This is a genomic window from Streptomyces sp. NPDC003284, from assembly GCF_053589675.1.
The window spans coordinates 63,985-85,062 of sequence record NZ_JBSFSI010000008.1 but is presented as its reverse complement, the minus strand read 5'-3'; the positions used below and the strand labels follow the sequence as shown (position 1 = coordinate 85,062).

Sequence of the window (21,078 nt, the reverse complement as noted above, 5' to 3'; positions counted from 1 at the left end):
GAGGTCAGCTCTCCGAGGCGTACGAGACGAAATCCGCCCAGACACCCGGCGCCAGCGCGAGCTGGGGGCCGCCGGTGATCTTGGAGTCGCGGACGTGGACGGTGCGAGACGCTACCGCGATCTCGACGCAGGAGTCGCCCTCTGTTCCGTCGCTGTAGCTGCTCTTGAACCAGGCGAGGGCGACTTCGAGGCAGTCGTTCACATCGGGGCCGCTGCTGTACCTGCTCTTGAACCAGTGGAGTTCCGCGGTGCTCATAGTTCTCCCAGCGTTTCCTCGATGAAGACCAGAGACTCCTCTGGCGTGAGCGCCTGAGCCCGGATGATGCCATACCGCAGTTCAAGCACCCGAAGTCGCTTCGGGTCCGAGGTCGGCCGACCGTTGAATGCGCCATCGGAGCGACCCAAGGCCGTACCGTCCCCGAATTTCAGCACCTCGATCTTGCCGTCAACTCCGGGGTGCGCACCGGACTTCGTCGGCATCACCTGGAACGTCACGTTGCGCAACTGGGCTACCTCCAGCAGATGTTCGAGCTGGTGGCGCCACACCATTGTGCCCCCCACCCGGCGGCGCAGCAGAGACTCTTCCAGCACGAAGCTCAACGCTGGCACCGGTGAGCGCTCGAAAATCGCCTTCCTGGCCATGCGCGCCGACAGGTTGCGCTCCACCTCTTTCTCCTCGTAGGGGGCTGCCGAGCTTCGAACAGCGCCCTCGCGTGCTCGGGCGTCTGCAACAAGCCGTGGATGCTGAGGCCGACGTACACACCGATCTCCACCGCCCGGCTCTCAAGCTCCGCCAGCCGCCGCACCTTCTTCGGATAGCGGGCCTTCCTCATGTCCTCCATGAAGGCCCGCAGATGCCCCTGCGCCCGCAGGAGCTGATCCGCCTTGTCCAGGAACTCCGGCCGGGGGATGCGGGCGCCCCGCTCGATCTTGCGGAGCATGTCCTCGCCGTACCCCATGGTCCTGGACAGGTCGGCCACCGTCATCCCGGCCGCCTCCCGGCAGACCTTGAGCAGTCGGCCCACCGCCTGCACCACCGGCTCGATCTCGTCGCCCGGCTCGACGTCCCAGCCCGCCTCGTCGGCCCCTTCACTCACCGCTTCGCTCACGACTCCTCCTCCGACGCGACCCGTACGTACCCGTACTCGTACAACGCCGAGACAGCCGAGACAGCCGAGACAAAAGCCGGGACAGTGGCAGTACGTGCAGGCGTTGTCACTCACCAACGGAAGCAGGTGAGGCCACGCTGAGTGACGTGAATCAAGAAACGCGTGCCCCTGAAAACCACCTCACAGGCCCCGTCCGGAACTTCAGCCTTCAGCTGTCCTCCACTCCCCGCGGGGCCCGTCTCGCCCGTCTGCTCGCCACCGAACAGTTGCGCTCCTGGGGTCTTCCGTCGCATCCGGCGGAGTACATCGTCGCCGAGCTGGCGGCCAACGCCGTGACCCATGGCCGCGTTCCCGGCCGCGACTTCCGGCTCCTGGTCTACGTCGTCGGCGACACCCTCCGTATCGAGGTGACCGACACGCGCGGCGACCGGCTCCCGCACCCGGAGCGAACGGCAGACGCCGTCGACGACGTCGCCGAGTCCGGCCGCGGCCTGCTCCTCGTGGAGGCACTCGCCGACCGCTGGGGAGTCACCACCGGGCCGCCCCCGCGCAAGACCGTCTGGGCGGAGGTGGCGACCGGGCCGGCCGGATCGCGGGTCGTCACGGCCCGGTGACCGGCTACGCGGTCCGGCGCGTGATCAATGCTTGAAAGGACCTGGGGGAAGACCTACCGACCAACCCACCCCACCTCGCCGGTCCGCCCCGGCCGCCACGCCGCACCCCGTCACCCGGAAGAGTGGCAACGCCCAACTCGGCTGGATTTCCGCCCCGTTCGCTGGCATATGCTCGCCGCGACCGCACCACCACCGCAGACATGCGACGGCCCCCGGCCGGGACTGGCATCCCGATCGAGGGCCTGACCACCGAGGAAGACAGAGGACCTTCCCGATGGGTACCCAGAACCTTAGCGCGCCCTCGTGCGCCCAGCCGCTAAATCCGCGCGGCATCACCCACATCCACACCAGGCACACGACCCGCTTCACGGTCGTCGGCAACCACCTCGCCCAGCACAGCATGCTCTCGCTCACCGCGATCGGCCTGGCCTGTCACATCCAGTCGCTGCCCTCCGGCGCCCGCGTCGACATCAAGACGCTGGCCGCCCGCTTCCCCGAGGGCGAGACCCGTATCGCCGCCGCCCTGCGCGAGCTGGAGGCCCACGGCTACCTGGCCCGCATCCGCGAGCGCCTGCCCAGCGGCCGCCTGGTCACGTACACGGTGTCCTACAACCAGCCCCAGCCCCCGCCACGGCCACGGCCCACCCGGGCCGCCGCGCCCAAGACGCCCGAGCCGCCCGAGCCCCCGCCGCCCGCCCCGACGGATCCGCCGCCACCGGCCCCCTCCGCCCCCGAGGCGGCTCCCGAACCCCCGGCCCCGGACCCGCTCCCGGCCCCGCTCGCCCCCGACCTCGCCCGGCACCGCACGGCCACCGCCCTCCTCGCCGGGCTGCACCGCCACGATCCCCGCCTCCTCCTCTCCGAACGGGCCGTCCGGCGGCTCGCCCCCGCCGTCGCCGCCTGGCTCGAACGCGGCGCCCACCCCGACGCCGTACGCCATGCCCTGACCGCGAACCTCCCCCGAGACCCCCTGCGGCACCCGGAGGCCCTGCTCGCCCACCGCCTCACCGAGCTGCTGCCGCCTCCCGCACCCCCGGTGCCCGCACCGCCACCGTCCGGTGCCGAAGCCGCCCCGCCGCCCTTCCACAACTGCGAGAGGTGCGAACGCGCGATCCGGACCCCGCATCCCGGCGCCTACTGCCGCGACTGCCGCGCCGCCGGTCTCGACACCGCGCCCGCCGCCTGAGCCAGGGGCCCAGGGAGGCCGGAGCGGGCAGAGCGGGCAGAGCGGGCCTCAGCCCGGGTGGCCTCCGCACGTCATGCGGCCGATGGCCGCCGCCGCTGCCGCGTCCGTGCGGGACAGGCGCAGGATGCGCAGGGCGTCGGTCAGGGCCTCGACGGCGGGCTCGTCCAGCGGGGCGAGGAAGTCGTGCTCGACGCGCTCGCGGGCCTGTTCGGCCTCGGCGAGGCACTGCTGCCCGGCCGGGGTGAGCGTGACGACGTTGCGGCGCCGGTCCTGGTCGCTGCGGCGGCGCTCCACATAGCCCTTGTCCTCCAGCGCGTCGACGATCCCGACCATCGTGGTGCGGTCGACGCCGAGCAGCGCGGCGATCTCCAGCTGGGACGGCTGCTCCAGGGCGGCGTCGATGACCGTCATGACGCCCAGCTCGCGCGGGATGAGGCGGAAGGGCGCGAGCGCCTCGCCCAGCTCGGCGGCGAGGGTGGCGTAGGCGTGCTTCAGCAGATATCCGAGCCGACGGCTCATGACATCGGGGGGAGGCACGTCGTTCATGCGGGCAGCGTACACTGCACTGACCATCAGGATCACTGACGATCTCCGTAGGTGACGATGGCGTGGGGGCACAGGGGCCGCGGGGGGACGGAAGACCTCCTGGGGCCCGGGGGAACGGGGCCGGGGGGCCGGACCGGACGGACGTCCGGGTCACCGTCGCCGCGCACGGCCGCGCCGGGCCGCGAGCCGGACCCGGCCGCCGCGTCACCGCGTCACCGCGCCCCGTCACCCGCCCGCGTAGCCCGACCACAGACCACAGACCACAGACGTACACCGCAGACGCAGACCGCAGACGTACACCGCAGACCACACACGCACACCACAGACCACGGCGGCGCGCCACCACCGCCCGCACGCCTCTCCACCAGCCAAGGAAGCGACGCCCGCCCCATGAGCGACTCCCCTCCGACCGAAGCCCCGGCCGAAGCGATACGGACGGCCCCGGCCGCCACCGCGCACACACCCGACGATGCCCCCGACCCCCGCCGCTGGTGGGGTCTGGTCATCATCGCCCTCGCCCAGCTGATGGTCGTCCTCGACGCGACCATCGTGAACATCGCCCTGCCCTCCGCCCAGAAGGCCCTCGGCATGTCCGACGGCAACCGGCAGTGGGTCATCACCGCCTACACCCTCGCCTTCGGCGGCCTGCTGCTGCTCGGCGGCCGCATCGCCGACCTCGTCGGCCGCAAGCGCACCTTCGTCATCGGCCTGGTCGGCTTCGCCGTCGCCTCCGCGATCGGCGGCGCGGCCGGCAGCCCCGGCATGCTCTTCGGCGCCCGCGCCCTCCAGGGCGTCTTCGGCGCCGTCCTCGCGCCCTCCGCGCTCTCCCTGATGACGACGACCTTCACCGACCCCCGCGAGCGCGGGAAGGCGTTCGGCATCTACGGCGCCATCGCGGGCGCGGGCGCCGCGCTCGGCCTGCTGCTGGGCGGTGTCCTCACCTCGTACGCGAACTGGCGCTGGTGCCTGTACGTGAACATCCCGATCGCGGCCGTCGCCGTGATCGGCGCCGTCGTCCTGCTGCGCGACCGCCCCGGGCACAGCGGGGCCAAGCTCGACATCCCCGGTGTCATCCTCGGCTGCGGCGGCCTGGTCGCCGTCGTCTACGGCTTCTCCGAGGCCGAGCCGCGCGGCTGGAGCGACAGCCTGGTCGTCGGCCTGCTGGCCGGCGGTGTGGTGCTGCTGGTGGCGTTCGTGCTGTGGCAGATGAAGGCCAAGCACCCGCTGCTGCCGCTGCGCGTGGTCTCCGACCGCAACCGCGCGGGCAGCTTCCTGACGATGGCCCTGGCCACCATCGGCATGTTCGGTCTGTTCCTGTTCATGACCTACTACTTCCAGGGCATCCTGGGCTACTCGCCGGTCCGCAGCGGCCTGGCGTTCCTGCCGATGTCCGCGTCGATCATCATCGGCTCCACGCAGATCTCCGCCCGGCTGCTGCCCCGCACTCCCCCGCGGCTGCTGATGGTGCCGGGCATGCTGCTCGCCGCCTCCGGGCTGCTGGTGCTGACCCAGCTCGGCGTCGACTCCGCGTACGCCACACACGTGCTGCCCGCCGAGCTGCTGCTCGGCCTCGGCATGGGCCTCACCTTCATGCCGGTCTTCTCCACCGCGACCAACGGGGTCCGGCCGCAGGACGCCGGTGTGACCTCCGCCATGGTCAACACCTCGCAGCAGGTGGGCGGTTCGCTGGGCACCGCGCTGCTCAACACCATCGCCACCTCGGCGACCTCCACCTATGTCGGACAGCACCTGACCGACCCCTCCCGCAAGGCGCAGGTCCTGCGCGAGGGCATCGTGCACGGCTACACCCAGGCCATCTGGTGGGGTGTGGGCGCGATGCTGCTCGCCGCGGTGGCCTCCGGCCTCCTGGTGACCGCCCGGCCGTCCCGGCACGGCGCCCCGGCGGGAGCCGCCGCGCACTAGCCGTACGGAGGACCAGCCGTACGACGGACCAGCCGTACGGCGGACACCCCCGCGTGACCGCGCCCCGCTCCGGAACGCATGTGTTCCGGAGCGGGGCGCACTCATGTGTCCCGGGCGGCCCCGGTCAGATGACGCCCTGGGCGAGCATCGAGTCGGCGACGCGCTCGAACCCGGCGATGTTCGCGCCGGCCACATAGTCGCCGGGGGCGCCGTAGCGCTCGGCCGTCTCGTGGCAGGTGGTGTGGATGTCGCCCATGATGCGCGCCAGCTCCTCCTCGACCCGGGCGGGCGACCAGGCCGTACGGGCGTGGTTCTGCGCCATCTCCAGGGCGCTGACCGCGACGCCGCCCGCGTTGGCGGCCTTGCCGGGCCCGAAGGCGACCCCGGCGCGCTGGAACAGGTGCACGGCCTCGGGCACGGTCGGCATGTTCGCGCCCTCGGAGACGGCCTTCACGCCGTTGCGCACCAGCGTGGCGGCGTCGTTCTCGTCCAGCTCGTTCTGGGTGGCGGACGGCAGGGCGACGTCGGCCGGCACCTCCCACACCCGGCCGCCGGACACATAGCGCGCGGAGCTGCCCCGGCGCTCGGCGTAGTCGCTGATCCGCCCGCGCTCGACCTCCTTGACCTGCTTGAGCAGATCGAGGTCGATGCCCTTGTCGTCGACGACATAGCCGCCGGAGTCCGAGCAGGTCAGCGGGTTGGCGCCGAGGGCGAGCAGCTTCTCGATGGTGTAGATGGCGACGTTGCCGGAGCCGGAGACGACGGCCGTCTGGCCCTCCAGGTCCTCGCCGCGCTCGCGCAGCATGGCCTCGGCGAACAGGACACTGCCGTAGCCGGTGGCCTCGGGCCGGATCGCCGAGCCGCCCCAGCCGGGGCCCTTGCCGGTGAGCACCCCGGCCTCCCAGCGGTTGGTGATGCGCCGGTACTGCCCGAAGAGGTAGCCGATCTCGCGTCCGCCGACGCCGATGTCCCCGGCGGGCACATCGGTGTGCTCACCGATGTGCCGGTACAGCTCCGTCATGAACGACTGGCAGAACCGCATGACCTCCGCGTCGCTGCGGCCGTGCGGGTCGAAGTCGCTGCCGCCCTTGCCGCCGCCGATGCCGAGCCCGGTCAGCGCGTTCTTGAAGATCTGCTCGAAACCGAGGAACTTGACGATGCCGAGGTTGACGGAGGGGTGAAAGCGCAGGCCGCCCTTGTACGGGCCGAGCGCGCTGTTGAACTCCACCCGGAAACCGCGGTTGACGTGCACCCGGCCCTTGTCGTCCTGCCACGGCACCCGGAAGATCACCTGCCGCTCCGGCTCGCACAGCCGCTCGACCAGGCCGGGCTCCGCGTATTCCGGGCGCGCCGCCAGCACCGGGGCAAGGGTGTCCAGCACCTCGTGCACGGCCTGGTGGAACTCGGGCTGAGCGGGGTTGCGCCGCTCGATCTCGCCGCGGAGGGCGTCGAGCTGGGTCTGGCTGTCCGGTCGGGTCGTCACGGTGTCCCCTTCATGGCACGGCTGCCACCGGTCCGGGACCGGTGGTGAGCTTGGTGAGCTTGCTGAGCGCTCGGCGCCGTTGCCGCGCGCGTGACGCTTCAGTGTTACTCCTCTGTGAATGTACTGACCAGTGATCGAACGCCGGTCTTCCATCATTTGAGACACGGTGGACCCTGCGGAGGCGCGCGGCGCGCGGTCATCCACCACCGGCCCGGTGCGGCCCGGTGCGTCTGAGCACCTGTCCCCAGCGGAGAATGAGTAGCGCACCGCTGCCGCGGGCCGGGAGCCGTCCGCTTCGATCGCCCCATGCCCACGACGACTCCGACGACTCCGACGACTCCGGTGGCTCCAGCGACCCCGGCGGCTTCGATCACCGCGACGACCGCGACGACCGCGGCGGCTCCGTCCGCCTCCGGTGGCTGCTACTTCACCGCCACCCTGATCGCGGCGCTCCTGACCGCGCTCATCGGCCTCTGCGGCGTCGGTCTGCAATCCCTGGAGGGCGGCCCGGTCAGGCCACCCGAGGCGTACCGCGAGCGCGTGGCGGTGACCAGGGCGGCGGGCGAGGACGTACTGCACGGCCTCGCCCCGCGCCCGGCCTCGGCCGACGCCACGCCCCGAAGGGTGCCGGACACGTCCTGCGTCGACGACCTCGGTTTCGACGACGACGGAGTCACCCGCGACCGGCCGGCCTACGAGTGGCGCGTGGACTACGCCGACCGCGCCGCCTACCACTCCGCCCTGGACGGCCTGCGCGGGATCTGGACCGGACGCGGCCTGACGGTACGCACCCTGGAGGCCCCGCCCCCGGGCACACCCGGCGCCGGTCTGCGCGGCATCGCGACCACCGACGAGAACGGCGTCGCCCTGTCGGTCGGCCCCGACTCCTTCACGGGCGAGCCCCGCGTGACGTCGGACGGCGGATGCGTACGGCACCAGCCGACGACGGAACTGACGGAACAGACGGAATAGACGGAATAGACCGAACTGACGGAACCGACGGAACTGACGGAATACAGGAGACCGACGGGGCGTACGGGTCCGGCGGGACGTTTCGACCGAAGGCGCCCCGGGTACCGCCCGGCCCGTGCGCCCGGCGGTGCTTCCAGTGGTCCGGACCAACCCCTTGCCCCTCCGCCGCCTGCGCAGCAAGCTCCCCACATGGAGCTGGAGTTGCGGCATCTCAAGACGGTCCGGGCGATAGCCGAGGCGGGCAGCCTCACCAGAGCGGCAACGGTCTTAGGGCTCGCACAACCCGCGCTGAGCGCCCAGCTCAGACGCATCGAACGGGCCCTTGGCGGAGAACTGTTCGAACGCGGGCGGCACGGCGTGCGCGCCACCCCGCTCGGCGAGCTGGTGCTGGAGCGCGCGCGGATCGTGCTGCCCGCGGTGACCGAACTCCAGCAGGAGGCCGTCCGGTTCGCCCGCGCGCGGGCCGGCCGGGAGGCCGAGCGGCTGCGGCTGGGCGCCACGCACGGGCCGCTGCTGGGCGCTCTCGTGGATCTGCTGGCGGCGGCCGCGCCCGACGTCCAGGTGTCCACCCAGGCCTCCTGGTCGGAACGCGAACTGGCGACGCTGCTCGCCGAGGGCCGCCTCGACTTCGCCGTCACCGGGGCCTGCGGCACCGCCGCGCCACCGGACAGCGAACACCTGGCGTGGGAGGAGTTCGCCGTCGACCCGGTGTTCGTCATGCTCGCCGACGACCATCCGCTCGCCCGCACCTGCGAGGTCGAGCTGGCCAAGCTGGCCGACGAGGAGTGGGCCTGCGTGCCCGGCGACGGCTGTTTCGCCGACTGCTTCACCGCCGCCTGCGCCCGCGCCGGGTTCGCGCCCGGCCGGATGTACGAGACGGACATCGCCTCCTGTGTGCACCTGGTCCAGGTGGGCCGGGCGGTGGGGCTGTGCCGGGCCACCTTCCCGACCACGCCCGGCCTCACCACCAGGCCGCTGGCCGGCACCCCGCTCCTGTGGCGGCACCTGCTGGGCTGGCACCCGGCGACCCAGCACACCGGCACCGCGGACACCGTCCTCGCCCAGGTCCGCCGCGCCCACTCCGCCGTGGCGGCGCGCAGCGACAGCTACGCCGACTGGCTCGCGGGCGGCGGCCGGACGAGCAGCACCCTGCCGTGACCCCGCCCGTGCCCGTACGGCACCGGCGCCTCCGCCGCGAACGCCGCGGCACGCCGGACGGACCGGTTCCATAACGCCGGGCAAGGGGGTCAACCGAGGTCTTACGCACCCCTGTCGGCCCTCCTACGGTTTCGGCACCCCCACCCGAATCCGAGGAGATCCCCCATGCCCCACAGACATACGAGAGCCGCGTGCGCCGCGGTGGTGGCGACGGGCGCCCTGGTCCTGACCGGGCTCAGCGGACAGGCCGGTGCCCAGGCAGCCTCCACCACGCAGTCGCGGGCAGCGGTGCAGTCGGCCGCCCGGACCCTGCACACCGCGGACACCTCCGCGGCCGTCCTCGACGCCATGCAGCGCGACCTGGGCATCGACCGGCAGCAGGCCGAACACCGGCTGGCCAACGAGGCCGGGGCCGGGGCCACCGCGGGCCGGCTGCGCGCCGCCCTCGGCGCGGACTACGCGGGCGCGTGGGTGCACGGCGCGGACTCCGGCAGGCTGAGCGTGGCCACCACCGACGCCGCCGACGCGGCGGCGATCAGGGCCGGGGGCGCCGAGGCGGTCGTGGTCCGCCACTCCCTCGCCTCGCTGGACGCGGCCAAGGCGCGCCTGGACCGCGCCGCCGCCCACCGCGACACACGCGACGCTCCCGCGTGGTACGTCGACGTCCCCACCAACACGCTGGTCGTACAGGCCCTGCGGCCCGCCGCGGCCCGTGACCTGCTGGCCGCCGCCGGGGTCGACCGGTCGCTGGCCAAGGTGGTGAAGACGTCCGAGCGGCCCCGGCCGCTGTACGACCTGCGGGGCGGCGACGCGTACTACATCAACGGCAACACGCGCTGCTCGATCGGCTTCCCCATCACCCGGGGGACGCAGCAGGGCTTCGCCTCGGCCGGGCACTGCGGGCAGGCGGGCTCCACGACCACCGGCTCCAACCAGGTGTCGCAGGGCACGTTCCAGGCGTCGATCTTCCCCGGCAACGACATGTCGTGGGTGGCCACCAACTCCAGCTGGACCGCGACGCCGTACGTCAGCCAGAACGGCCAGAACCTCCAGGTGACCGGGTCCACGGTGGCGACCGTCGGTTCCTCGGTGTGCCGCTCGGGTTCGACCACCGGCTGGCACTGCGGCACCGTCCAGCAGCTGAACTCCAGCGTGACCTACCAGGAGGGCACCGTCTCCGGTGTCACCCGCACCTCGGTGTGCGCCGAGCCCGGTGACTCCGGCGGCTCCTTCATCTCCGGCAGCCAGGCGCAGGGTGTCACCTCGGGCGGTACCGGGAACTGCTCCAGCGGCGGGACGACCTACTTCCAGCCGATCAACCCGATCCTGTCCAACTACGGCCTCACCCTGAAGACCACCGGTGACGGCCCCGGCCCCGGTCCCGGCCCCGGCGACCCCAGCGGCACCTGGGCGGCCGGCACGGTCTACCAGCCCGGCGACACCGTCACCTACGGCGGCTCCACCTACCGCTGCCTCCAGGGCCACCAGGCCCAGCCCGGCTGGGAGCCCCCGAACGTCCCGGCCCTGTGGGCCCAGTCCTGAGCCCGACCCCGGCTCCCGCCCCCCACGACAACCACCACCCCACCTGAACCACTGCCCGCCCGAGGGGGAAAAACGGGCCCGGACCACCCAACCCAGGGCGAGTCCGGGCCCGCTCCGGCGTGTGCCGCCAGGCTGAGGCACATACCTCAGGAGTGCTGGACCCTCTGCCCTTCCGGCACCCGATAGCAGCCCGAGGTGACCTCGACACCGATACTCGGCACCGCACGCTTGCTGTACGCGACGATCCAGACGCTCGCGCTCCGGGCGTCGTTGTCCGCGACCAGGTTGAGGTTCTTGTTCGCACTGGTGTCCCGGTACGACCGCTTGAGCACCCACCCACCCGTGCTCAGCCTCTTCTCCAGGTTCTTCATGGCCACGTCGTTGTCGGAGCCGGACGCCGGTGCGAAGTTCCACGGGTGGTAGACCTGGAAATACGTGTCAGGGTCCTTTCCCTCACACGCCCGCACACCAGGGCCGGGCTCGGAGGCTCGCCCGGGGATCCCGAGGAAGTCGTGGATCTGGCTCGACACCTCCTTCACCCGCGCGACCGCCTCCTCGGTCGTCGCGGTACCCGCGTCGGGGATCTCCGACCCGGACCCGGCCGACCTGCCCGCATCACCACCGGGAGACCCGGCGCCGCCATCGTCCGTCATGTCACATCCACTGAGAAGAAGGCCGGCCGCCACAAGACCGAGGCAGATGCCTCCTGGGCGACGCCGACGGGGCGGGCGAAACAGTGCACGGAGCATGCGATTCCTAGAGGTTGTCCGGCAGATCGGTACTGCTTCGAAGAACGACTGTACGAAGGGGCACCCATCACCGCGGAGCCGTGACGTCGCCGTACTCGCCGACCACGACCAGCGCCTGGTTCTTCAGCGCCGTCGTATCCGCGTTCCAGTAGTCACTGTGGCCCTCCGCTCCGCTGGTCCCCGACAGGCCGCTGCCCTCGGCATGCGTGTTCATCTGGTTGGCGCCGAAGAGATCGTCACTGGGGATGATGAACATGCCACCGCCCCATCGCCACTGGCTGCCGCCATGGCCCCAGCGGCCGATGTCAGGGACCACGTCTCCGTCCGCTTCCTCGTTCCACACATGCCCGTGGGGCACATCCAGGTCGTCGGCCGAGCCGACCCTGACCCCCGGGCTTCCCGCGAAGACCACGTCGTCCGCTCTCAGATCGCCGGTCTCGGCCGCCGCTCCGATGAGGGTGGTCCCGTACGAGTGGCCGATGGCCGTGCGGTGCACCTCGCCCGGACCGGTGTGCGACACGTCGAGGCCGTCCATGAACTGCCGGTAGGCGGGTGCCCCGTCATAGGCGTAGTGCCCGCGCGGCGCGTCCATGACGATGTCCTGCGGGGCGTCGTAACCGAGCCAGCTGATGGTCGACACGGAGGCGTCCGGGCTGGCCTGCTGGGTCTGCCGCCACAGTCGGGTCATCCGGTCGATGTCCCCGCCGGTCGTCCCGAGGTTCGAGGTCGTGCCGGGCACATACACCGCCTGGTGCCGGGCCGTGTCGGGGTTGCCGTTGGCCACGACGGCCCGCCCGTTGCCCTCGGGGCTGAAGGCCAGAAGGTAGGCCTCGGGCAGTCCCTCCACACCGGTCCGAGCGAACCGTGCATGGATGGCGTCCATCCCCTTGAGGGACGACTGCAGGTGCCGGTACTCGTCGCCGTACTGGTTGTCCCACGCCATCCACTCGTCGGTGTGCACCTTCGACGCGTACCCGTTCCCGCTGATCCACGTCCACTCGTCGGCGGGCGGCTCGGGCATGGCATCGAACCTGAGCCGGTAGTCGGCCTGGACCTCTTCCAGCACAGTCCGGTTCGCCTCGTCCCGCACCCCCGCCGGTACCCCGTCCAGCGCCCCGACCGTCTCCGGGTGGACGGACAGGTAGTCGGCGCGCTGGGTGTCGGTGAGGGATGTCCACCAGGCCGCGTTCTCCGCGGGGGTGCCGTGGGCGGGTGGGTGCGGGAGGGAGTCCAGGTAGCCGGCGGCGCCCTTGAGGACGCCGTCGGTGTCCTGCTTCACGTCCGTCCAGTCGCCCGCGGAAACGGTGAGGTCGTCGTCGGCCTTCAGGGCGCGCAGTTTCGGCGCCCACTTCTCGTCGGCCTCGGTGGCGTCCTGGAGGGCGGCGGCGATGCGGTCGGCGATGTCCTGGGCACGCCGGTGGGCGGGGTTCGGGTCGAGGGCACCGGCCTGGCGGCCCAGGGCGGCCGCCGTGGGATCGGTCAGCCCGGCGGCCGAGCCGCCGGACGGCCGTTCGCCACCGCTCTCCCCGACGCCCGCCGGATAGGTCACCGATCCGTCCGCGCCGACCGTGAAATCAGCCGCCCGCGCGTCCTCCAGCGCCGCTTCGAGCTTCCTCCGGGCGGCCGTCATCTCATGGGCGAAGGCGTCCAGCGCCGTGGCGGCGAGCCCGCATTCGACCTGGACGTAGTGGAAGTTCCCGGACAGCGCCTGGAGCTGGCCCAGCGCCTCGGTCGCGGCCTCGCCCTTCAGCGACTGCCGCATGGAGCGGGCGATCTCGTCGTCGACGCGCTCCCTGGCCGTGGACGCCATGCCGCTCGCGGCGCGGTACCCGTCGGCCGCGTCGGTGTACCGGGTGGGCCGCAGGGCCCTGAGGGTGGCCAGATCCATACCCTCGGGTCACTTCCCCCGGCCGTCGGCGGGCGTGTCCGCGCAGGCGGCCTTCATCCGGGCGATCTCCGCCTTGATCGCCTCCTCGGTCCGCAGCTCGTCGCGGCCGGCCCTCTCCAGGACGTCCGCCAGCTTCCCGCAGCGCCCGCTCACCTTGCGGAGGTACTTCTCCCAGGAGCCGTACACATCCTGCTGCGCCGCGGCGGTCAGACAGCCCGCGTCCTCGCCCGGCCCCAGCCCCTCCTGGCCGTCGGCCAGCTGTCCCAGGCCCTTGGCGAGATCCGTGCGCAGCGCGCCGACCCCGTGTCCGGCGCGGGACCACGCGGGCCGGTCGGACACCAGCGTGCCCGGGTCGCCGGGAGCGGACGGCGCGCCGTTCAGCTCCGTCCGGGCGGACTGCCGGGCGACCGCCGCGGCCTTGACCTGGTTCCACTCGTTCCACGCCATGCGCGGACGCCCTCCCCGTTCCCCGTGCATACCCGCCGGTGCGGTGATCGGAGTACACCGTAGTGGCCCACGGGCGGTGCTCCACCGGATCCGGACATGCGGAAGGGCCCGTACGACCGGAGTCGTACGGGCCCTTCCCGTAGCTCAGCTGGTGCTGGTGCTACAGGACCTGGGTCACTTGTTGATCTTGATGACCTGGCCGGCGCCCACGGTGCGGCCACCCTCGCGGATGGCGAACTTCAGGCCCTCTTCCATGGCGACGGGCTGGATGAGCTCCACCGTCATCTCGGTGTTGTCACCCGGCATGACCATCTCGGTGCCCTCGGGGAGGGTCACGACGCCGGTCACGTCCGTCGTACGGAAGTAGAACTGCGGGCGGTAGTTGTTGAAGAACGGCGTGTGGCGGCCACCCTCGTCCTTGGAGAGGATGTAGGCCTGCGCCTCGAACTCGGTGTGCGGGGTGACCGAGCCCGGCTTGATGATGACCTGGCCGCGCTCGACGTCCTCGCGCTTGATGCCACGGAGGAGCAGACCGACGTTCTCACCGGCCTGGCCCTCGTCGAGCAGCTTGCGGAACATCTCGATGCCGGTGACCGTGGTGGTGGTCTTCTCGGTCTTGATGCCGATGATGTCGACGGTCTCGTTGACCTTGAGGACACCACGCTCGATACGGCCGGTGACGACCGTACCGCGACCGGTGATCGTGAAGACGTCCTCGATCGGCATCAGGAACGGCTTGTCGACGTCGCGCTCCGGCTCCGGGATCGCGGTGTCGACGGCGCTCATGAGGTCCAGGACGGACTGGGTCCACTTCGCGTCGCCCTCGAGGGCCTTCAGCGCGGAGACCTTGACGACCGGAACGTCGTCGCCCGGGAACTCGTACTCGGAGAGGAGCTCACGCACCTCGAGCTCGACGAGCTCCAGGATCTCCTCGTCGTCCACCATGTCGGCCTTGTTCAGGGCGACGACGATGTACGGAACGCCGACCTGGCGGGCCAGGAGCACGTGCTCCTTGGTCTGCGGCATCGGACCGTCGGTGGCGGCGACGACGAGGATCGCGCCGTCCATCTGCGCGGCACCGGTGATCATGTTCTTGATGTAGTCCGCGTGACCCGGGCAGTCGACGTGGGCGTAGTGACGGGTCTCCGTCTGGTACTCGACGTGCGCGATGGAGATGGTGATACCGCGCTGACGCTCCTCGGGCGCCTTGTCGATGTTGTCGAACGCGGTGGCCTCGTTGAGCTCCGGGTACGCGTCGTGCAGCACCTTGGTAATGGCGGCCGTGAGGGTCGTCTTACCGTGGTCGATGTGACCGATGGTGCCGATGTTGACGTGCGGCTTAGTCCGCTCGAACTTCGCCTTCGCCACTGGGGTCCTCCTGTGGAGTGGTTCTGTACGCCTTACTTCATCGGCGCCAGGTGATCTTTGCTGGATGGCCCGGATCCCGGGGGCACTCCGGCCGGTTCCTGTCGGTTCCGGCGGAATGCCCCACGAGGCTCCGGAGTCAAGCCTACGGGCTGGAACTCGGGAGAGTTACTCGCCCTTGGCCTTCGCGATGATCTCCTCGGCGACGTTCCGCGGAACCTCGGCGTAGGAGTCGAACTGCATCGAGTAGCTTGCGCGACCCGACGTCTTGCTGCGGAGGTCTCCGACGTAGCCGAACATCTCCGAGAGGGGCACGAGACCCTTCACGACGCGGGCACCCGCCCGCTCCTCCATGGCCTGGATCTGGCCACGGCGGGAGTTGATGTCGCCGATGACCTCACCCATGTAGTCCTCGGGCGTGGTGACCTCGACGGCCATCATCGGCTCGAGCAGCACGGGGCTGGCCTTGCGCGCGGCCTCCTTGAAGGCCTGCGAACCGGCGATCTTGAAGGCGAGCTCGGAGGAGTCGACCTCGTGGTAGCCGCCGTCGAGAAGCGTGACGCGGACGCCCGTCATCTCGTAGCCGGCCAGGATGCCGAACTGCATGGCCTCCTGCGCACCGGCGTCGACCGAAGGGATGTACTCCTTCGGGATGCGGCCACCGGTGACCTTGTTCACGAACTCGTACGCCGTGTCACCGCTGTCGATCGGCTCGATCGCGATCTGCACCTTGGCGAACTGACCGGTACCACCGGTCTGCTTCTTGTGGGTGTAGTCCACGCGCTCGACGGCCTTGCGGATCGTCTCGCGGTAGGCGACCTGCGGCTTGCCGACGTTGGCCTCGACCTTGAACTCGCGCTTCATCCGGTCGACGAGCACCTCGAGGTGCAGCTCGCCCATACCGCCGATGACGGTCTGGCCGGTCTCCTCGTTGGTGCTGACCTGGAAGGAGGGGTCCTCCTCCGCGAGCCGCTGGATGGCGACACCCAGCTTCTCCTGGTCACCCTTGGACTTGGGCTCGATCGCGACCTCGATGACCGGCGCCGGGAAGTCCATGGACTCCAGGATCACCGGGTTCTTCTCGTCCGCGAGCGTCTCACCGGTGGTGGTCTGCTTCAGGCCCATGACGGCGACGATGTCGCCGGCGCCCACCGCGTCGATCTCCTCACGCTTGTTGGCGTGCATGCGGTAGATCTTGCCGATGCGCTCCTTGCGGCCCTTGACGGAGTTCAGCACGGCGGTGCCGGACTCCAGGCGGCCGGAGTACACCCGGACGAAGGTGAGCTTGCCCAGGTGCGGGTCGCTCATGATCTTGAACGCGAGGGCCGACAGCGGCTCGTCCTCGGACGGCTTGCGCTTGACGACGACCTCGGGGTCCTTGACGTCGTGGCCCTCGATGGCCTCGACGTCCAGGGGGGTCGGCAGGTAGCGCACGACCGCGTCGAGCAGGGGCTGGACGCCCTTGTTCTTGAACGCGGTGCCGCAGAACACGGGGGTGACCGTGGTCTCGCTGGACTTGCCGGAGGCGATGGTGATGCGGCGGATGGCCGCGTACAGCTGGTCCTCGGTGGGCTCGGTGCCCTCCAGGTACAGCTCCATCAGCTCTTCGTCGTTCTCCGCGACGGCCTCGACCAGCTTGCCGCGCCACTCCTCGGCAGCCTCGGTGTGGGTGTCCGGGATGTCGACGATGTCGTACATCTCGCCCTTGGCCGCCTCGGCGGACCACACGAGCGCCTTCATGCGGACCAGGTCCACGACGCCCTTGAAGTCGGCCTCGGCACCGATCGGCAGCTGCATGACCAGCGGCTGCGCACCCAGGCGGTCGCTGATCATGTCGACGCAGCGGTGGAACTCGGCGCCGGTGCGGTCCAGCTTGTTGACGAAGCAGATGCGCGGCACGCCGTAGCGGTCGGCCTGACGCCACACCGTCTCGGACTGCGGCTCGACACCGGCGACACCGTCGAACACCGTCACGGCACCGTCGAGCACGCGCAGGGAGCGCTCCACCTCTACGGTGAAGTCGACGTGCCCGGGGGTGTCGATGATGTTGATGGTGTAGTCGTTGTCGTCGAGCGGCCAGTGACAGGTGGTCGCAGCAGACGTGATCGTGATGCCACGCTCCTGCTCCTGCTCCATCCAGTCCATGGTGGCGGCGCCGTCGTGGACCTCACCGATCTTGTACGACACGCCGGTGTAGAACAGGATCCGCTCGGTGGTGGTCGTCTTGCCCGCGTCGATGTGGGCCATGATCCCGATGTTGCGGACCTTGGCCAGGTCAAGTGAAGTGGTAGCCATAAGGCTTCAGTCTTCTCTCGGTCTCGATGTGGGTAGCGACTACCAGCGGTAGTGCGCGAAGGCCTTGTTGGACTCGGCCATCTTGTGCGTGTCCTCGCGCTTCTTGACGGCCGCACCGAGGCCGTTCGAAGCGTCGAGAAGCTCGTTGAGCAGACGCTCGGTCATGGTCTTCTCGCGACGGGCGCGGGAGTAACCGACCAGCCAGCGCAGCGCGAGCGTGTTGGCGCGACCGGGCTTGACCTCGATCGGAACCTGGTACGTCGCACCACCGACACGGCGGGACTTGACCTCGAGGGTCGGCTTGATGTTCTCCAGCGCGCGCTTCAGCGTGATGATCGGGTCGTTGCCCGTCTTCTCACGCAGACCCTCCATGGCGCCGTAGACGATGCGCTCGGCGGTGGAGCGCTTGCCGTTCAGCAGCACCTTGTTGATCAGCGACGTGACCAGAGGAGAACCGTAGACCGGGTCGATGATGACCGGGCGCTTCGGGGCGGGGCCCTTACGAGGCATTCTTACTTCTCCTTCTTGGCGCCGTAACGGCTGCGGGCCTGCTTGCGGTTCTTGACACCCTGGGTGTCGAGCGAGCCGCGGATGATCTTGTAGCGAACACCCGGCAGGTCCTTCACACGGCCGCCGCGCACGAGCACGATGGAGTGCTCCTGCAGGTTGTGTCCCTCACCCGGAATGTAAGCGGTGACCTCGATGCCACTGGTCAGACGCACACGCGCGACCTTACGCAGGGCCGAGTTCGGCTTCTTCGGGGTGGTCGTGAACACACGCGTGCAGACGCCGCGGCGCTGGGGCGAACCCTCGAGTGCCGGCGTCTTGTTCTTCTCGACCTTGTCCTGCCGGCCCTTCCGGACCAGCTGCTGGATCGTAGGCACTACTTCTCCGGTTTCTGTGTGCCGATGGGTACAGCTAACCTGGAACATCGCCGACCCACGCGGTCGGGTGTGTCGGATCGCGCGGACTTCCGCCGCGAGGCAGAAGGAAGCGCGGATCGCGGTGGCCTTGTGACGGCTCCCTGGCGGTTGTAGGCACGCACGAGAGCCAGGGCACACCCCAGGCACAAGGTCTGAGCGTACCTATCGCATTCGCTGCGGTCAAAACAAATGCGTGTGACCGGCGCTCCCGCCGGTTCTCTACCACTTTGTTCCACTTCGCGCCAGCGCCCGGTCGCGTGGTGTTCACGGCCGCGCGTGCGTGGCTGCGCGTGCGCGGTCGCGCGTTCACGGCTCCGCACGGGTGCGCGAGCGGGGAACCGAGCGGGGAGCAGGGGGCCGCTCCCCCGTGCTGTCCCCCGGGCCGTCCGCCGCGCCGTCCGCCGTGTCGTGCCCCACGTAGTACGAGGGCCGGTTCTGCACCGCGGTGTAGATCCGGGCGACGTACTCGCCGAGCAGCCCCACGCACACCAGCTGCACCGCCCCGATGAAGACCACCGCGGTGAGCAGCGAGGTCCAGCCGGGCACGGTGTGCCCCAGCGCGTACCCGGTGAGGGTGTACACCAGCAGCCCCAGGCAGACGACGAACGCTCCCCCGCCCAGCCAGGTGGCCAGCCGCAGCGGTGCCGCCGAGAAGCCGGTGATGCTGTCGGCGGCGAGCAGGATCATCCGCCCGAGCGGATACTTGGTCCGGCCGGCCGAGCGCAGCTCGCGCTCGTAGCTCACCTGCCCGCTGGGGAAGCCCAGCCACGGCACCAGCAGCCGGTAGACCCGCTGCTGGTCGGGCAGGGCCTTCAGGGCGTCCACGGCGGCCCGGCTGAGCAGCCGGAAGTCCCCGGCGTGCGCGGGCACCGAAGGACCCGCCAGGCGCCGCAGCAGCCGGTAGTAGCCGCCCGCGGTCCAGCGCTTGAAGGCGCTGTCGCTGCTGCGGTCGGCCCGGACGCCGTAGACGACGTCGAGCCCCTGCTCGCGGGCGAGCGCGAGCATCTCGGGGATCTTCTCGGGCGGGTCCTGGCAGTCGGCGTCCAGGCTCACCACGTACGCGCCCGCCGCCCGGTCGAGCCCCGCGGTGAGCGCGGCCTGGTGCCCGGAGTTGCGGCGCAGGCCGATCACCCGCAGCTCGGGCCAGCCGAGCCGGAAGGCGGCGAGGAGCGCGGCGGTGCGGTCGCGGCTGCCGTCGTCGACGGCGACGACCTCGTAGCCGTCGCCGAGGCCGTCCAGGACCGGGCGCAGCCGGTTGACCAGCGCGGGCAGCGCCTCTTCCTCGTTGTACATGGGTATGACGACCGACAGCACGGTCGTCCCGTGCGTGCCGTCCACCTCTTGTGCCACCCGGGCCTCCCCTCGGCCCGCGCCGATGTGCGACCGTGGTGCGATCTTATGACAGTCGGTTCACAGGCCCCCGGCCCCGCGCGACCACGCCGGGCGGACGCGGCCGGGACCGGGGGACCGAGGGGAAGCACACGGGCATGAGTACGGGTTCGGACAACGCGGTGACCGGCACCCCGGCGGATGCCGCGCAGGACGCCCAGGAACCGCCCGCGCGGCCGCCGCGGGAGTCCGGGCGCGCGTCCGGGCCCGGGTGGTTCGACCCGGACGCGCTGCGCGCCGCCGCCCGCCCCTACCTGCCCCCGCTCCTCCTGTACGGCGTGGCCAAGCTCACCGGCCTCGCCGTCTTCGCCTGGCTGCTGGAGCACGCCGGGGACTACCACAAGAAGGAGCCCCGCTTCGGCGGCGGCGCCCACTGGTGGGACGTCCTGTCCACCTGGGACGGCTGGTGGTACCTCCAGGTCGCCCAGCACGGCTACGACCCCAAGCTGGAGCGGCTCGGCGGCGACGGCCTCTTCACCGTCCAGCAGAACTCGGTCGCCTTCTTCCCGCTGTACCCGGCGCTGATACGGATGGTGTCCGCCGTGACCGGGCTCGGCCCGTACGGCGCGGCGATCCTGGTCTCGGTCGTGTCGTCGTTCGTCGCCGCCGCCGGGATCTACGCCGTGGTCAAGACGCTGGCCGGGGTCCGCGCGGGCACCGTCGCGGCCGGGCTGTGGGCGGTGGCGCCGGGCGCGGGCGTGGAGTGGGCGGTCTACTCCGAGTCCGTGTTCGTCGCGCTCGCCGCCTGGTGCTGCTACGCCGTGATGACCAGGCGCTGGATCACGGCCGGACTGCTCGCCTGCGTGGCCGGGCTGAACCGGCCCACCTCCGCGGTGCTGATCGGCGCGGTCGGCCTGGCCGCGCTGGTGACGCTGGCGCGCCGCGACAGCCGGCGCGAGCACGGCGTGGGCGGCCCCCTGTACGCGATCCTCGTCGCCCCGCTCGGCCTGCTCGGCTATGTGGCCTGGGTCGGGTACGCCACCGGCGAGCCCACCGCCTACTTCACCCTCCAGCGCGAGGGCTGGGCCCACTACTTCGACTACGGCGCCTACACCCTGCGGGTCCTGAAGAACCTGGCCGTCGGCCGCCACGACTACGTCTTCGCCTTCGACGTCCCCGACGTGCTCTCGCTCCAGCTGGTGCTGGCCCTGCCGTTCCTGATCGCCCTGATGCTGCGCAAGCGGCCCCCGCTGGTGCTCGTCGCCTACACCCTGGCCACGATCGTCACCGTGCTGGGCACCCAGCAGATGTTCGGCAACACCATGCGCTATCTGCTGCCCGCCTTCCCGCTGCTGCTCGCCCCGGCCGCCGCGCTGGGCCGGCTGAGGAACGGCAGCCTCGCGGTCTTCTTCGCCACGGCGGCCCTGGCCTCCGGCTGGTACGCCCACTACGTCCTCTTCGAGCTGGGCGTCCCGTAGAGCGGCTCCCCCCCCCGGCGGACGCCGGGAACGCCGAAGGGCGGCCACCCCACCGGGGTGACCGCCCTTCA

The 21,078-nt window shown here is 71.0% G+C and carries 18 protein-coding genes and 1 pseudogene; 7 read left to right on the top strand and 12 right to left on the bottom strand.

The genetic code is table 11. The annotated features are described in order from the left end of the window. Nucleotides 1-4 precede the first annotated feature (4 nt). Nucleotides 5-256: a DUF397 domain-containing protein gene (locus ACWDYF_RS18700; protein WP_389468963.1), complete on the bottom strand. Its 252-nt coding sequence runs from the start codon at nucleotides 254-256 to the stop codon at nucleotides 5-7. Then, nucleotides 253-1,097: pseudogene (locus ACWDYF_RS18695) on the bottom strand (helix-turn-helix domain-containing protein). Before ACWDYF_RS18695 ends, ACWDYF_RS18700 begins: the two are co-directional and overlap by 4 nt. A 158-nt stretch (nucleotides 1,098-1,255) precedes the next feature. Here ACWDYF_RS18695 and ACWDYF_RS18690 point away from each other — a divergent pair. Both ACWDYF_RS18690 and ACWDYF_RS18685 read left to right on the top strand, forming a co-directional pair. After that, nucleotides 1,256-1,723: an ATP-binding protein gene (locus ACWDYF_RS18690; protein WP_389468961.1), complete on the top strand. Its 468-nt coding sequence runs from the start codon at nucleotides 1,256-1,258 to the stop codon at nucleotides 1,721-1,723. 274 nt (nucleotides 1,724-1,997) lie between these two features. Continuing rightward, nucleotides 1,998-2,909 (top strand): helix-turn-helix domain-containing protein, encoded by a 912-nt coding sequence (locus ACWDYF_RS18685; protein WP_389468958.1) that lies wholly within the window; start codon nucleotides 1,998-2,000, stop codon nucleotides 2,907-2,909. 48 nt (nucleotides 2,910-2,957) lie between these two features. Here ACWDYF_RS18685 and ACWDYF_RS18680 read toward each other — a convergent pair whose 3' ends face one another. Continuing rightward, nucleotides 2,958-3,455, bottom strand: a complete 498-nt coding sequence (locus ACWDYF_RS18680) for a MarR family winged helix-turn-helix transcriptional regulator (RefSeq protein WP_389468955.1) — start codon at nucleotides 3,453-3,455, stop codon at nucleotides 2,958-2,960. A gap of 390 nt (nucleotides 3,456-3,845) precedes the next feature. Between ACWDYF_RS18680 and ACWDYF_RS18675 the strand changes: the two genes are divergently transcribed. Beyond that, entirely contained in the window at nucleotides 3,846-5,378 is a 1,533-nt protein-coding gene (locus ACWDYF_RS18675; protein WP_381736725.1) for an MFS transporter, read from the top strand. A gap of 124 nt (nucleotides 5,379-5,502) precedes the next feature. Here ACWDYF_RS18675 and gdhA read toward each other — a convergent pair whose 3' ends face one another. Further along, entirely contained in the window at nucleotides 5,503-6,861 is a 1,359-nt protein-coding gene (gene gdhA, locus ACWDYF_RS18670) for an NADP-specific glutamate dehydrogenase (protein ID WP_381736726.1), read from the bottom strand. Between the two features lie 306 nt (nucleotides 6,862-7,167). On the opposite strand from gdhA, the gene ACWDYF_RS18665 reads away from it, so the two are divergent. From ACWDYF_RS18665 to ACWDYF_RS18655, 3 genes are all read left to right on the top strand, one after another. Beyond that, a complete protein-coding gene (locus ACWDYF_RS18665; RefSeq protein WP_451584285.1) occupies nucleotides 7,168-7,833 on the top strand; it encodes a hypothetical protein in 666 nt (221 codons plus the stop codon). 189 nt (nucleotides 7,834-8,022) lie between these two features. Next, nucleotides 8,023-8,991: a LysR family transcriptional regulator gene (locus ACWDYF_RS18660; RefSeq protein WP_381736728.1), complete on the top strand. Its 969-nt coding sequence runs from the start codon at nucleotides 8,023-8,025 to the stop codon at nucleotides 8,989-8,991. Nucleotides 8,992-9,156: 165 nt separating this feature from the next. Next, nucleotides 9,157-10,533, top strand: coding sequence for an alpha-lytic protease prodomain-containing protein (locus ACWDYF_RS18655; RefSeq protein WP_381736729.1), 1,377 nt, complete (start codon nucleotides 9,157-9,159; stop codon nucleotides 10,531-10,533). 146 nt (nucleotides 10,534-10,679) lie between these two features. On the opposite strand, the gene ACWDYF_RS18650 is transcribed toward ACWDYF_RS18655, so the two are convergent. The 8 genes from ACWDYF_RS18650 to ACWDYF_RS18615 form a co-directional block, all read right to left on the bottom strand. Continuing rightward, entirely contained in the window at nucleotides 10,680-11,186 is a 507-nt protein-coding gene (locus ACWDYF_RS18650) for a hypothetical protein (protein WP_389468949.1), read from the bottom strand. Between the two features lie 163 nt (nucleotides 11,187-11,349). Beyond that, nucleotides 11,350-13,170 carry an alpha/beta hydrolase gene (locus ACWDYF_RS18645; RefSeq protein ID WP_389468946.1) on the bottom strand — a complete coding sequence of 607 codons (1,821 nt, stop codon included), beginning with the start codon at nucleotides 13,168-13,170 and terminating at the stop codon, nucleotides 11,350-11,352. A gap of 9 nt (nucleotides 13,171-13,179) precedes the next feature. After that, nucleotides 13,180-13,617 carry a hypothetical protein gene (locus ACWDYF_RS18640; protein ID WP_389468943.1) on the bottom strand — a complete coding sequence of 146 codons (438 nt, stop codon included), beginning with the start codon at nucleotides 13,615-13,617 and terminating at the stop codon, nucleotides 13,180-13,182. Nucleotides 13,618-13,791: 174 nt separating this feature from the next. Further along, nucleotides 13,792-14,985, bottom strand: a complete 1,194-nt coding sequence (gene tuf, locus ACWDYF_RS18635; RefSeq protein ID WP_018564791.1) for an elongation factor Tu — start codon at nucleotides 14,983-14,985, stop codon at nucleotides 13,792-13,794. A 165-nt stretch (nucleotides 14,986-15,150) separates the two neighbouring features. Then, a complete protein-coding gene (gene fusA, locus ACWDYF_RS18630; protein WP_381736733.1) occupies nucleotides 15,151-17,277 on the bottom strand; it encodes an elongation factor G in 2,127 nt (708 codons plus the stop codon). 39 nt (nucleotides 17,278-17,316) lie between these two features. Then, nucleotides 17,317-17,787, bottom strand: coding sequence for a 30S ribosomal protein S7 (rpsG, locus tag ACWDYF_RS18625; protein WP_003992340.1), 471 nt, complete (start codon nucleotides 17,785-17,787; stop codon nucleotides 17,317-17,319). Between the two features lie 2 nt (nucleotides 17,788-17,789). After that, nucleotides 17,790-18,161 carry a 30S ribosomal protein S12 gene (gene rpsL / locus ACWDYF_RS18620; RefSeq protein ID WP_003948652.1) on the bottom strand — a complete coding sequence of 124 codons (372 nt, stop codon included), beginning with the start codon at nucleotides 18,159-18,161 and terminating at the stop codon, nucleotides 17,790-17,792. A gap of 345 nt (nucleotides 18,162-18,506) precedes the next feature. Beyond that, nucleotides 18,507-19,550, bottom strand: coding sequence for a glycosyltransferase family 2 protein (locus ACWDYF_RS18615; protein ID WP_389468938.1), 1,044 nt, complete (start codon nucleotides 19,548-19,550; stop codon nucleotides 18,507-18,509). A gap of 137 nt (nucleotides 19,551-19,687) precedes the next feature. Here ACWDYF_RS18615 and ACWDYF_RS18610 point away from each other — a divergent pair, with 137 nt between their 5' ends. Continuing rightward, the gene (locus ACWDYF_RS18610) at nucleotides 19,688-21,007 is read left to right on the top strand and encodes a glycosyltransferase family 39 protein (protein WP_389468935.1); all 1,320 of its coding nucleotides are present in this window, start codon (nucleotides 19,688-19,690) and stop codon (nucleotides 21,005-21,007) included. The last annotated feature ends 71 nt before the right edge of the window (nucleotides 21,008-21,078 follow it).

Bases quoted from the DNA above. Each gene is read 5' to 3' on its own strand.
- ACWDYF_RS18650 (WP_389468949.1), bottom strand. From the start codon at position 11,186: ATGACGGACGATGGCGGCGCCGGGTCTCCCGGTGGTGATGCGGGCAGG.
- ACWDYF_RS18660 (WP_381736728.1), top strand. From the start codon at position 8,023: ATGGAGCTGGAGTTGCGGCATCTCAAGACGGTCCGGGCGATAGCCGAG.
- ACWDYF_RS18645 (WP_389468946.1), bottom strand. From the start codon at position 13,170: ATGGATCTGGCCACCCTCAGGGCCCTGCGGCCCACCCGGTACACCGAC.
- ACWDYF_RS18665 (WP_451584285.1), top strand. From the start codon at position 7,168: ATGCCCACGACGACTCCGACGACTCCGACGACTCCGGTGGCTCCAGCG.
- ACWDYF_RS18640 (WP_389468943.1), bottom strand. From the start codon at position 13,617: ATGGCGTGGAACGAGTGGAACCAGGTCAAGGCCGCGGCGGTCGCCCGG.
- ACWDYF_RS18610 (WP_389468935.1), top strand. From the start codon at position 19,688: ATGAGTACGGGTTCGGACAACGCGGTGACCGGCACCCCGGCGGATGCC.
- ACWDYF_RS18655 (WP_381736729.1), top strand. From the start codon at position 9,157: ATGCCCCACAGACATACGAGAGCCGCGTGCGCCGCGGTGGTGGCGACG.
- rpsG (WP_003992340.1), bottom strand. From the start codon at position 17,787: ATGCCTCGTAAGGGCCCCGCCCCGAAGCGCCCGGTCATCATCGACCCG.
- ACWDYF_RS18685 (WP_389468958.1), top strand. From the start codon at position 1,998: ATGGGTACCCAGAACCTTAGCGCGCCCTCGTGCGCCCAGCCGCTAAAT.
- ACWDYF_RS18700 (WP_389468963.1), bottom strand. From the start codon at position 256: ATGAGCACCGCGGAACTCCACTGGTTCAAGAGCAGGTACAGCAGCGGC.
- fusA (WP_381736733.1), bottom strand. From the start codon at position 17,277: ATGGCTACCACTTCACTTGACCTGGCCAAGGTCCGCAACATCGGGATC.
- ACWDYF_RS18675 (WP_381736725.1), top strand. From the start codon at position 3,846: ATGAGCGACTCCCCTCCGACCGAAGCCCCGGCCGAAGCGATACGGACG.
- ACWDYF_RS18680 (WP_389468955.1), bottom strand. From the start codon at position 3,455: ATGAACGACGTGCCTCCCCCCGATGTCATGAGCCGTCGGCTCGGATAT.